Source organism: Streptomyces canus 299MFChir4.1, from assembly GCF_000383615.1.
Classification (GTDB): domain Bacteria; phylum Actinomycetota; class Actinomycetes; order Streptomycetales; family Streptomycetaceae; genus Streptomyces; species Streptomyces canus_C.
The window spans coordinates 353,559-365,814 of sequence record NZ_KB911582.1; the positions used below are offsets into that span (position 1 = coordinate 353,559).

The 12,256-nt window shown below is 70.2% G+C and carries 10 protein-coding genes; 3 read left to right on the forward strand and 7 right to left on the reverse strand.

The features are described 5' to 3' along the window. Positions 1-23: 23 nt before the first annotated feature. Positions 24-2,549, forward strand: coding sequence for a M14 family zinc carboxypeptidase (locus H293_RS0101595; protein ID WP_020116133.1), 2,526 nt, complete (start codon positions 24-26; stop codon positions 2,547-2,549). A gap of 15 nt (positions 2,550-2,564) precedes the next feature. Further along, entirely contained in the window at positions 2,565-3,716 is a 1,152-nt protein-coding gene (locus H293_RS0101600; protein ID WP_020116134.1) for an EstA family serine hydrolase, read from the forward strand. Positions 3,717-3,782: 66 nt separating this feature from the next. Here H293_RS0101600 and H293_RS0101605 read toward each other — a convergent pair whose 3' ends face one another. Beyond that, positions 3,783-4,205, reverse strand: a complete 423-nt coding sequence (locus tag H293_RS0101605; RefSeq protein WP_020116135.1) for an organic hydroperoxide resistance protein — start codon at positions 4,203-4,205, stop codon at positions 3,783-3,785. Between the two features lie 97 nt (positions 4,206-4,302). Further along, positions 4,303-5,301, reverse strand: a complete 999-nt coding sequence (locus H293_RS0101610) for an NADP-dependent oxidoreductase (protein ID WP_020116136.1) — start codon at positions 5,299-5,301, stop codon at positions 4,303-4,305. 91 nt (positions 5,302-5,392) lie between these two features. On the opposite strand from H293_RS0101610, the gene H293_RS0101615 reads away from it, so the two are divergent. Continuing rightward, the gene (locus tag H293_RS0101615; protein ID WP_020116137.1) at positions 5,393-5,827 is read left to right on the forward strand and encodes a MarR family winged helix-turn-helix transcriptional regulator; all 435 of its coding nucleotides are present in this window, start codon (positions 5,393-5,395) and stop codon (positions 5,825-5,827) included. A gap of 208 nt (positions 5,828-6,035) precedes the next feature. Here the strand turns inward: H293_RS0101615 and H293_RS0101620 are convergent, their stop codons facing one another. The 5 genes from H293_RS0101620 to H293_RS0101640 form a co-directional block, all read right to left on the reverse strand. Next, a complete protein-coding gene (locus tag H293_RS0101620; RefSeq protein WP_063746905.1) occupies positions 6,036-7,226 on the reverse strand; it encodes an SCO2400 family protein in 1,191 nt (396 codons plus the stop codon). Between the two features lie 161 nt (positions 7,227-7,387). Then, positions 7,388-8,410 (reverse strand): galactofuranose ABC transporter, permease protein YjfF, encoded by a 1,023-nt coding sequence (yjfF, locus tag H293_RS0101625; protein ID WP_020116139.1) that lies wholly within the window; start codon positions 8,408-8,410, stop codon positions 7,388-7,390. Next, entirely contained in the window at positions 8,410-9,486 is a 1,077-nt protein-coding gene (locus tag H293_RS0101630) for an ABC transporter permease (RefSeq protein WP_020116140.1), read from the reverse strand. The genes yjfF and H293_RS0101630 overlap by 1 nt, the downstream gene beginning before the upstream one ends. Further along, complete coding sequence (locus H293_RS61300; RefSeq protein WP_020116141.1) at positions 9,483-11,021, reverse strand: sugar ABC transporter ATP-binding protein; 1,539 nt, start codon at positions 11,019-11,021, stop codon at positions 9,483-9,485. The genes H293_RS0101630 and H293_RS61300 overlap by 4 nt, the downstream gene beginning before the upstream one ends. 115 nt (positions 11,022-11,136) lie before the next feature. Then, complete coding sequence (locus H293_RS0101640) at positions 11,137-12,141, reverse strand: ABC transporter substrate-binding protein (protein ID WP_020116142.1); 1,005 nt, start codon at positions 12,139-12,141, stop codon at positions 11,137-11,139. Positions 12,142-12,256 lie beyond the last annotated feature (115 nt).

Sequence of the window (12,256 nt, forward strand, 5' to 3'; positions counted from 1 at the left end):
AGGAAGCCCCTCAGGAGGTACGCGTGCCCACCACGAGAACCGTTCCTGCGAGACCCGTCCTGCTCATCGCCCTCACGAGCGCACTGCTGCTCACCCCGAACAGCGCGACCGCGGACCCCGAGCCCCCCACCCGCGAGAGCGCCCGGGACCAGGGTCCGGCCCGGGCCCCGGAGAGCGCCGCCCGACGGTCGCTCACCGCCCCGACCACCGGCTTCACCGACACCACCCGCGGCTATCCCCGTGAGCAGGTCCTCACCCCCGCCCCCGTGAACCCGGCTGACAAATCGCTCAAGTTGGGTCTCACTCCGTACCACGCGATCGCACCGAAGCTGAACGCCCTCCAGCGGCTGGGCGACCGGGTGAGCGTCGAGGTCGCCGGGCGTTCGGCGGGCGGGCACCGGCTCTACCTCGTCACCGTGACCGCCCCGGAGACCCCCGCCCGGACCCGCGCCCAGGAGCGGATGCGCGAGCTCATCGAGAACGCGCCCGCGACCGCCGCCAAGTCCCGGGAGATCACGGCGGGTTACAAGGCGCCGGTGTTCTTCAACAACAACATCCACGGCAACGAGTGGGAGGGCACGGACGCCTCCCTGAAGATCATCGAGCGGCTCGCGACGGCCCGGGACGCGCGTACGAAGGACCTGCTCGCCCACTCGCGGCTGTACTTCAACATCACCGCCAACCCCGACGGCCGGATCGCCGGAACCCGGGCGAACGCCAACGGCTTCGACCTGAACCGGGATTTCGTGACCGCCTCGCAGCCCGAGACGCGGGCGATGCGGCAGATCGAGATCGACAAGCAGCCGGCCGCCATGCTCGACCTGCACGGTTACGTCAACGGCACGCTCATCGAGCCCACCACTCCCCCGCACGGCGAGAACTACGAGTACGACCTCTTCCTGAAGAACACCTACGCCAACGCGCTCGGCATGGAGGCCGCCGTCAACGGCCTCGGCTACACGCCCGCGAAGGACGGTGTCGAGCCCGCGCAGATCCCCTTCCGGGACCAGGAGGAGGGCTGGGACGACTGGCCGCCGATCTTCACCCCGCAGTACGCGGCCTTCCACGGCGCGGTCGCCGCGCACACGGTGGAGATCCCGCTGGCCGTCAACAACTCCCTCTACGACAGCCTGCCCGTGGCGGAGCTGCGGCGCCGGTCCGCGATCAACACGGCCGTCGCGGGGGCGGCCGTCACGGCGACGCTCGACTTCGTGCGGGAGCGGCGGACGTCGCTGATCGCCGACCAGATCGAGATCTTCCGGCGCGGGGCGGCGGGGGCCGCTCAGGTACAGGTGTCGAAGGAGACGGTCCCCGGGGTGCCGGGGATCGGGCCCGAGGACGTGTACACCACCGACTTCCCGCGCGCGTACGTGATTCCGGCGGGCTCGACGGCCGCGGCCCGTCTCGTCGGCCATCTCCTCGCCAACGACGTCCGCGTCGGGCGCGCGAACCGTGCCGTCCGGCTGGGCGGACGGACGTACCCGAAGGGCTCGTACGTCGTCGACATGCGCCAGCCCAAGCGGGGCCTGGCGAACGTGCTGCTCGCGGACGGCCGGGACATCAGCGACAAGGTCTCCGTGATGTACGACATCTCGGGCTGGAGCCTGGGACGGCTGTGGGGCGCGCCGGTCGCACCGGTGACGTCCGGGAGCCTGCCCGGTGCTCCCCTGACGCCCGTCCGGGCCGTCGCGCACGTCGGCCGGGTGGCCCCGCGCGGCGACCTGCGGCTGCGGCTGACCGACCCCCAGGAGATCGCGGCGCTCAACTCGCTTCTCCAGCAGGGCGTTCCGGTACGGCGGGCCGCCGACGGCGGTGCGATCGTGCCCGCCTCGGCGCGGGCCCTCGCCGTGGAAGCCGCTCGCACCCACGACGTGGTCTTCGACGCGACGAGGCACAAGGGCACGACCGAGCTCCGTCGCACCCGCGTGGCCGCCGCCGTGACCCCCGGCGAGCTGTTCGCGCTGCGGGAGATGAACCTCGAGGTCACGCCGGTCTCGACGGCTGTCCTGAACGCCGGCTTCGACTGGTCGTCGGTGGACGTGCTGTTCGTGTCGGCGGGGCTGGACCGCGACGCCCTCACCAGCGGGGCCCGTACGGCCCTGGACGCGTTCCTGGGCGCCGGGCACGGGCTCGTCGGGCGCGGGGCCGTCGGGGCCGCGCTGGGCGCGGACACGGGGCTGCTGGCCGCGAAGCCGGTGGAGGGCAACGGGGACGCCAACGGCGTGGTGCGCGTGGTGAATTCGGGCTCGGTGACGGCCGGGGCCCCGGATCACGGGTTCGTCTACGCGCCGGTGTGGTTCACCGACCTCGGACCGGGGGTGCGGGTCGAGCAGTCGTACACCACCGGGAATCCGCTGGTCTCCGGGCACTGGCGGCCCCTGTCGGACGGCTCGGGCGGTCCCGCCGCCGCGGCCGGGCGGGCATCGGTCGTCAGTGCCCCGCGAGCCGTCCTGTTCGGCACCGAGCCGCTCTTCCGGGATCACCCGAAGGGGGAGTTCGCCCAGGTCGGGCGGGCATTGTTCACCATGGCGCACGCGAGCAGCGGCTGAGGTTGAGGAGAGCGGATGACGCAGGAGATCCACGGCACCGTCGCGGACGGCTTCGAGCCGGTGCGCGAGGAGTTCGCCGCTTTCGTGGCAGGGGAACGGCCCGACTACGAGGGGCAGTTGAGCGCCTACGTGCACGGCAAGCGGGTCGTCGACCTGTGGGCCGGTGAGGGTGTCGGACCGGACTCCCTGTACGGCGTGTTCTCGTCGACCAAGGGGGCCGCGCATCTGGTGGTGGCGCTCCTCGTCCAGGAGGGCACGCTGGAACTGGACCGCAAAGTGACCTACTACTGGCCGGAGTTCGGCGCCGAGGGCAAGGGGCAACTGCCCCTGCGGGATCTGCTGGCGCATCGGGCCGGGGTGGTCGGGCTGGACGGCGGTTTCACCGCGCAGGAGCTGTCGGACGACCGGGCGGTGGCGGAACGGCTCGCGGACCAGAAACCGTTCTGGCGCCCCGGCACGGCCTTCGGCTACCACGCGCTCGTGATCGGCGCGCTCACCGGCGAGATCGTACGGCGGGCCACGGGCCGGACGCTCCAGGAGGTGTACGAGGAGCGGATCCGGGCCCCGTACGGGCTGGACTTCCATCTGGGGCTGCCCGAGTCCCTGGAGCCCCGCTACCGCTCGGTGCAGCCGATGGTGCCGACGGCCACGCAGCAGGCCCTGCTGGACGCGACACCGACGGGCCCGCACACCCTGGCCGCGATCGCCTTCAACCAGCAGGTGCCGGACCCGGGTGACCTGGTGGACTACGCCAACTCCCGTGCCGTACGCGCGAAAGGGCCGGCGTCGGCGGGTGGGGTGGCGGCCGCGCGGGGCCTGGCCGGGATGTACGCGGCGGCGATCAGCGAAGTGGCCGACCGGCCGCCCCTGTTGAAGCCGGACACGATCGCGGAGGTGGGCCAGATCCACTCCGCCGGTTACGACCTGGTGGCCCGCGCCCACAAGTCCTACGGCCTGGGCTTCCAGGCCACGGCCGACATGTGGCACCCGTTCCTGGGCGCCGGTTCCTTCGGCCACAGCGGCGCGGGCGGCTCCCAGGCCTTCGCCGACCCCCGCAGCGGTCTCGCCTACGGCTACACCCGCCGCCGGATGGCGTTCCCGGGAGGGGCCGCGCCGGAGAACGAGCGGTTCGTGAGGGCCGTGCACCGGGCGGCTCTCGCGGTGTGAGAAGGACAGGGCCCGCACCCCACGTCCAGGAGTGCGGGCCCTGCCTCGTACGACCAACGAGCTCCGTCAGGCGAGCGTCACGGAGATGTTCCCGCGGGTCGCCTTCGAGTACGGGCAGACCTGGTGGGCCTTCTCAAGGAGGGCCCGGGCGGTCTGCGGGTCGACGTTCGGGACGGTCGCCGAGATCTCGACGATCAGGCCGAAGCCGTCGGCGTTCCTGCCTATGCCGACCTTCGCGGTGACCGTCGAGCCGGAGATGTCGGCCTTCTCCTGGCGGGCGACGACACCGAGGGCGCCCTGGAAGCAGGCGCTGTACCCGGCGGCGAAGAGCTGTTCCGGGTTGGTGCCGTTGCCGCTGCCGCCCATTTCCCTGGGCGGGCCGACGACCACGTCGAGCCTGCCGTCGTCGGTGGCGACCCGGCCGTCGCGACCGTTCTCTGCGGTGGCGACGGCGGTGTACAGGACGTCGGACTGCTGGATTTCCGGCATGCGGTTGTCTTCCTCCTCGGTCCACCGCGACTCGCGCCCACGATCGACGGCGGGATTCGGAAAGAAGTTACCGCATGACGGAAACCTCTTGAAGATGTCAGAGCTTGACGATCATCTTTCCGGTGTTGTCGCCGCGCAGGACCCCGAGGAACGCCTCCAGGGTGTTCTCGATGCCCTCGACGACCGTCTCGCGGTACTTCAGCTTCCCGGACGCCACCCACGGGCCGACCTCGGAGACGAACTCAGGCTGGAGGTCGTAGTGGTCGCCCACCAGGAAGCCCTCGATGCGGCCGCGGGTCTGGATCAGACGGGCGAGGTTGCGCGGGCCCGGGGCGGGCTCGGTGTTGTTGTACACCGAGATCATGCCGCAGATCGCGATCCGGCCGCGCAGGTTGAGGGAGCCGATGGCGGCCTCCAGGTGGTCGCCGCCGACGTTGTCGAAGTAGACGTCGACACCGTCCGGGGCGGCCTCGCGGAGCTGGTCGCTGACCTTGCCGTTCTTGTAGTTGAAGGCCGCGTCGAAGCCGTACTCCTCGACGAGCAGCTTGACCTTCTCGTCGGAGCCGGCCGAGCCGATGACCCGGGAGGCGCCCTTGAGCTTGGCGATCTGGCCGACCTGGCTGCCGACGGCACCCGCGGCACCGGAGACGAAGACCGAGTCGCCCTCCTTGAAGGAGGCGGTGCGCAGGAGGCCGGCGTAGGCGGTGAGACCGGTCATACCGAGGACACCGAGGTACGTCGAGAGGGGGGCCGCGTCGGCGTCCACCTTGACGGCGTGCTTCGCGTCCATGACCGCGTACTCGCGCCAGCCGAAGAAGTGCAGGACGTGGTCGCCCACGGCGATGCCCTCGGCGTTGGACTCCACGACCTCACCGACCGCACCGCCCTGCATGACCTTGCCGAGCTCGAAGGGCGCGGCGTACGACTTCGCGGCACTCATGCGGCCCCGCATGTACGGGTCGACGGAGAGGTACTTGTTGCGGACCAGGATCTGGCCCTCAGCGGGGGTCGGGACCTCGGTTTCGACCAGGGCGAAGTCCTCGGGCTTGGGCCAGCCGACCGGGCGGGAGACGAGGTGCCATTCGCGGTTGATCATGATGCCTGCGACCTTTCCATTTACTTCAGTGCCTTAAACAACCATGCTCCTGAATATTTCAGGTTGTCAAGTAAAGGGGTATCCTGAGCGTATGCCCACTCCTCACAAGACCCGGCCCGACGCGCTGACGATGGAAGTCGTGGAGCTCATCGGGGACGTGGTGGCCCGCTTCTACTCGGACTACGAGGACGCGGCCGCGGAGCACGCCCTCACCGGAGCGCAGGCGCGGCTGTTGAGTCTGCTGTCCCTGGAGCCGCTGCCCATGCGCAAACTGGCCCAGAAACTGAAGTGCGAGCCGTCGAACGTCACCGGGATAGTGGACCGCCTTGAGGCCCGCGCACTGGTGGAGCGGCGCCCCGATCCCGCGGACCGCCGGGTCAAGGTGGCGGCGGCGACGGAGGCGGGGCTGCAGGTGGCCCGGGAGCTGCGCGAGGGGTTGCGGTTCGCGCGCGAGCCGCTGGCGGGGCTGTCCCCGCAGGAGCGGGAGTCACTGCGGGACCTGTTGCGGCGGATGCGGGACGCGTGACGGGGGCGGGCGGCCGACAGCCCTTCGCACGAGGTCGGGGATGCGTTCGCCCTCACTGACCGTGAGCGGGGCCGGTCCCCTCCGCCGGGTAGACGATCCCCGGCGCGGGCCCACTCGGTCGAACCGGCATCCGCGGCGACGGACGCCGGTTGCCCGGCGATCGGGCGCGGTCGGCGACGACCGCCCCGACGTCCCACCGGCGAAGCCCCTACGTGCACCACCACAGGAAGCGGTCGCACTCCGAAGGGGACGGGTCCGGGCTCGGGGCCGCGGTGGTGGGGGTGGCCGTGGGGGCCGAGCCGCCGCTAGTGGACGTGGGCGTGGCGGCGGGGGGCGACGCGGGTGGCTTGCCGGTCGCCGACTGGGTGTCGGGGCTCTTGCTCGCGTCGGCGTCCTCGCTCTTGGACGCGGAGGGCGACGGGGACGCGGAGGTCGACGGGGAAGCCGAGTCCGAGGGAACGGTTCCGCCGGAGTCGGTCTTCCTCGACGCCGACGCGCTCGCCTCCGGGGAGGCGCCGCCCTCGGCCGACTCCCCGCCCGCCGCGGCCGGCTTGGGGGAGGATCCCGGGGCGTCCATGCCCAGCTCCGCGAGACTCAGACCACCGGCCGCGAGCACGAAACCGGCGGCGATCAGCAGGGTTCGGCGTCGACGCCGACGGTGCGCTGCCGCTTTGCGATCGCGGCGGCTGGCTCCGCCGCTGGGGTCGTCGGGGTCGCCCTCGTCGTACTCGTCGGCGAGGGCGTCCTCGGATTCCGCGGAGGGGGCGGGACCGTCGACGCTCTCCGCACCACGGCCACGCGCGCGCCGCCGCGAGGCCCGGCCACCGGTCGGCTCCGCCGTACCCTCGGCCACGCTGCCGCTCGCATCGCGGTCGACGCCGACGGCGTCTCCCTCAAGACCCGTGCCGGAGCCGGTGTCGGCCCCGGTCGAGACGTAGCCCGCCCCGGTCTCCGCCGACCCACCACCCGCCGGATCGTCCGCGCGAGGGGCGGCCACGCGACCGTCCCCGCCGTAGGCCACGCCGCCCTGGGCGTCGCCGCCGTACCCCGCCCCGCCCCCGTCACCGGGGCCGTACGAGGTGGGGGCGTGCCCGCCTCCGCCGTACGGCGTGACCTCGTCGCCACCTCCGCCGTACTGAGAAGTCGCATCCATGCCGTACGCCCCGGCCATCCCGTGGCCGCCGTACACACCCGCGTGGGCGTCCCCCGCGAGGGAAGCGTCGCCGTACTGCCCCTCGACCGCGTACGCCGCGTAGGCCGGGGCCACCGGAGGCTCCTGGGGCTGGGCCTGGGTCGGTACGTGGGGTGTGTACGCGCGCAGTGCTTCGATCGAGGTGCCGCACCCCGGGCAGGCGAGGGCGCCGTTGAGGTGCCGTCGGCACGGGTCGCAATAGTCCATGTCGCGGGAAGATTAAGTGCCCTGCGGGCGCGATTCCCAGGTTCCTTGGTGAAGGTTCTGTGGGGACCGGCCGTTCCGGCGCGGCGGATTGAGGATGATCCGCCGCATCGCGCGCAAACCGACTTGCGAAGAACGCCGGAACGGTCCGCGTCCCCCTCGGCTCAGGTCTTCTTACGGGTCGTCATGACCCGTTGGATCAGGATGAACGCGCAGAGCAGCACACCGGTGGCGATCTTCGTCCACCAGGAGCTGAGCGTGCCCTCGAACTGGATGATGCTCTTGATCAGGCCCAGGACGAGGACCCCGAAGAGGGTGCCCAGGACGTAGCCCGAGCCGCCCGTCAGCAGGGTGCCGCCGATGACCACCGCGGCGATCGCGTCGAGTTCCATGCCCACGGCGTGCAACGGGTCACCGGACTGGATGTAGAGCACGAAGAGGAGGCCGGCGAGCGCGGAGCAGAAGCCGCTCATCGTGTAGACCGCGATCTTCGTACGTCCCAGCGGAAGACCCATCAGCAGGGCTGACTGCTCGTTGCCGCCGATGGCGTACACCCGGCGCCCGAAGCGCGTGTAGTGCAGGACGTAGAAGGCGGCGGCCAGGACGACCAGAGCCACGACGGCACCGATCGACAGGTCTCCCGCACCCAGCGATATCCGTGTCTCGGCCAGGCTGCTCACGGCCGAGTCGGTGATGGCGATCGACTCCTTGCTGATCACCAGGCACAGACCCCGGAAGAGGAAGAGGCCGGCGAGCGTCACGATGAAGGGCTGGATCTCGAAGTTGTGGATCACGTAGCCCATGAGGAAGCCACCGAACGCGCCCACGCCCAGGGAGATCGGGATGACCAGGAGCAGGGGCAGCCCCACGTCCTCCACCAGCCAGGCCGTGAGCATGGTGGTGAAGCCGATCACGGAGCCCACGGACAGGTCGATGCCGCCGGACATGATGACGAAGGTGGCACCGACGGCGGCGACCAGCAGGTATCCGTTGTCGATGAACAGGTTGAGGAACACCTGGGGCTCGCCGAAGCCGTAGTTCTGGTAGCGGCTGAGGCCGGCGACGTACATCGCGAGGAACAGACCGGCCGTGACCAGGACGGGCAGCCGCCGGTCGCCCAGCAGGCGCGCGGACCTGGTCGTGGTGCGGCTCTCCGGCGTCGTGGGGGTCCGGGTGGTCGCACTCATCACGACACCTCCATCTTGGGAGCGGCCTCGGGCTCCGCGGCGGGCTGGGCCGGAGCGGCGGCGCGGGCGCGGGCGCCGAAGACCTTGGCGCGGAACTTCGGGGACTGGAGCAGGCAGACGACGATGACGACGGCCGCCTTGAACACCAGGTTGGTCTGGGTCGGTACGCCGATGGTGTAGATCGTGGTGGTCAGGGTCTGGATGACGAGGGCCCCGATCACCGTGCCGCCGATGGAGAACCGGCCGCCCAGCAGTGAGGTGCCGCCGATCACCACGGCGAGGATCGCGTCGAGCTCGATCCACAGGCCGGCGTTGTTGCCGTCGGCCGCCGAGGTGTTGGAGCTGATCATCAGGCCCGCGATACCGGCGCACAGGGCGCAGAACACGTACACCATGATCTTGATACGGCGGGACCTGATGCCCACCAGGCGGCTGGCCTCGGCGTTGCCGCCGACCGCCTCGACGAGCAGGCCGAGGGCCGTACGGCGGGTCAGCGCCACGGTGACGGCCACGACGGCCGCCACCACGAAGATGGAGAAGGGCAGCGTCAGCCAGTAGCCGCCGCCGATCAGCTGGTACGGGTCGCTGTTGATGGTGATGATCTGGCCGTCGGTGATCAGCTGGGCCACGCCTCGGCCCGCCACCATGATGATGAGGGTCGCGATGATGGGCTGGATGCCCATCCGGGCGACCAGGAAGCCGTTCCACAGGCCGCACACGACCGCCGCGACCAGGCCCAGGCCCATCGCGAGCAGCACGCCGGACAGGGCGCCCTGGTCGGCCTGGTCGCTGATGTACGAGCAGGTCAGGGCCCCGGTGATGGCGACCACGGCGCCGACGGACAGGTCGATGCCGCCGGTGGCGATGACCAGGGTCATGCCGACCGCCACCAGGATGAGGGGCGAGCCGAACAGCACGATGGAGACGAGGCTGCCGTAGAGGTGGCCGTTCGTCATGTGGATCGCGAAGAAGTCGGGGGTGAAGGGGACATTGACGAGCACCAGGGCAACCAGGACCGCGACCGGCCAGAACAGGTGATGGCGCGTCAGTGCTCGCCAGCGGGAGGAGGTGGTCACTGGTGTTCTCCGCTCGCGATGGTCTCGAGGATCTTGCTGGTGGTGATCTCGGGCCCGTTGGTGAGCTGCGCCACCAGCTTGCGGTCGCGCAGCACTCCGATGGTGTGGCTGAGCCGGAGCACCTCCTCCAGCTCGGCGGCGATGTACAGCACGGACATGCCGTCCTCGGAGAGGGAGACCACCAGCTTCTGGATCTCCGTCTTGGCGCCGATGTCGATGCCGCGGGTCGGCTCGTCCAGGATCAGCAGCTTCGGCTGGGTGATGAGCCAGCGGGCGAGGAGCACCTTCTGCTGGTTTCCGCCGCTCAACTGGCCGACCCTGGCCTCCGGGTTGGCGGGCCGGATGTCCAGCGCCTTGATGTACTTGGCGACGAGTTCGTCGCGCTGTGCCGCAGGAATGGGCCGGGTCCAGCCGCGGGCCGCCTGGAGCGCGAGGATGATGTTCTCCCGCACCGTCAGGTCGGGGACCAGGCCCTCGGTCTTGCGGTTCTCCGAGCAGAACGCGATACCGGCGCCGATGGCGTCGTTCGGGGCGCTCATCGAGACCGCCTCTCCGCCGACGGCCAGCGTGCCGCTGTCCGGCTGGTCGGCGCCGAAGAGCAGCCGGGCCAGTTCGGTACGGCCGGAACCGAGCAGACCGGCGAGGCCCACGACCTCGCCCTTCTTGATCTCCAGGTCGAAGGGGGCGATACCGCCGTTCCTGCCGAGGCCTTGCGCCTTCAGCAGTGACTCGCCGACGTCCGCGTGCAGTTGCTGGTCGTGGAGCTCCTCCAGCTGGTCCAGGGCCTTGCCGATCATCAGCTCGATCAGCCCGACCTGGTCGAGGTCGCGGACCATGTGCTCGCCGACCAGGGTGCCGTTGCGCAGGACGGTCATGCGGTCGCAGATCTCGTAGATCTGGTCGAGGAAGTGCGACACGAACAGGATCGCGACGCCCTCGTCCCTCAACTGCCGCATCAGGCGGAACAGTTCGAGGACCTCGTCGCGGTCGAGGCTGGACGTCGGTTCGTCCAGGACCAGGACCTTGGTTCCGGAGCCCTCGCCGTCACTGTCTCCGGTGCCCACCGACCGTACGATCGCCACCAGTTGCTGCACCGCCAACGGGTACGAGGACAGGGGCGCGGTGACGTCGATGTCGAGGCCGAGACGGTCGACGAGCTTCGCCGCCTCGCTGCGCATGCGCTTCCACTGGATGCGGCCCGCGCGGATCGGTTCCCGCCCGATGAAGATGTTCTCCGCCACCGACAGGTTGGGGCAGAGGTTGACCTCCTGGTAGACCGTGCTGATGCCGGCGTGCTGCGCCTGGAGCGGGCTGTCGATCCGCACGGCCTTGCCGTCGAGGGTGACGGTGCCGCCGTCCAGGGTGTAGACCCCGGTCAGCACCTTGATCAGGGTGGACTTTCCGGCCCCGTTCTCGCCCATCAGGGCGTGTATCTCGCCGGGGAAGAGGCGGAAGTCGACGCCCGACAGAGCCCTTACCCCCGGAAACTCTTTGACTATGCCCGTCATCTCCAGGACGGGCTGCGGCTCTGCCATGGCAGCGCTCCTCGTGGAATCGGTTCAGGCCCGCTGCGGGCCCGGCCTGCGGGGAGCCTTTCCGGCCGAGGCGTTCTCGGCCGGCCGAAGGCTCCCCGCCGGTGGGTGCGGTCGGTCAGTACTTGCGGGTCGGGAGGGCGGCCTTGGCCTGGTCCTGCATGAAGTCGCCCTCCTTGGTCTTGATCCAGCGCTCGACCGAGCCGCCGTCGTGGACCGTCTTCACGACCTCCATCAGCTGGGGGCCGAGCAGCGGGTTGCACTCCACGATGGCGTTGATCTTGCCCTCGGACATGGCGACGAAGCCGTCCTTCACGCCGTCGATCGAGACGATCAGGATGTCCTTGCCGGGCTTCTTGCCCGCCGCCTCGATGGACTGGATGGCGCCGATGGCCATGTCGTCGTTGTGCGCGAACAGGACGTTGATGTCCGGGTTGGACTGGAGGAAGGCCGCCATGACCTGCTTGCCGCCGGCGCGGGTGAAGTCACCGGTCTGGCTGACGACGATCTTCCAGTCGTCCTTGTGGTCGGCGTCCATGACCTCCTTGAAGCCCTTGGCGCGCTCGATCGCCGGGGCGGCGCCGGTGGTGCCCTCCAGCTGGGCGATCTTCACCGGGCCCTTGTGGCCGGCCTTCTCCAGCACCTTCTCCAGGATCTTGCCGGCGCGGCGGCCCTCGTCGGTGAAGTCGGAGCCGACCAGGGTCACGTAGAGGGAGTCGTCGGAGGTCTCCACGGAGCGGTCGGTGAGAACCACCGGGATCTTCGCCGCCTTGGCCTCCTTGAGCACCGCGTCCCAGCCGGTGACGACCACCGGGGAGAAGGCGATGACGTCCACCTTCTGCGCGATGTAGCTGCGGATGGCGGAGATCTGGTTCTCCTGCTTCTGCTGGGCGTCGGAGAACTTCAGGTTGTACCCCGCCTCCTTGGCCGCGGCCTTCACCGAGTCGGTGTTGGCGCTGCGCCAGCCGCTCTCGGAGCCGACCTGGGAGAAGCCGAGGGTGATCGTCTTGCTGCCGCCGGAGGAGGTGCCGGTGGACCCCTTGTCCTCCTTGGCGCAAGCCGCCAGGGTGCCCGCGGCCGCGACGCCGACCGCGGCGGTGAGGAAGTTTCTCCTGTTGAGCATGTTTCTTCTCCTTTGAAGAGCCGGTCCGGGAACGGACCGCCGGTACTCGTTGAGCCCTGGTACTTGATGGACCGACCCCACTGCGTCCAGCCTGTCGATCACTATTCGAAATATC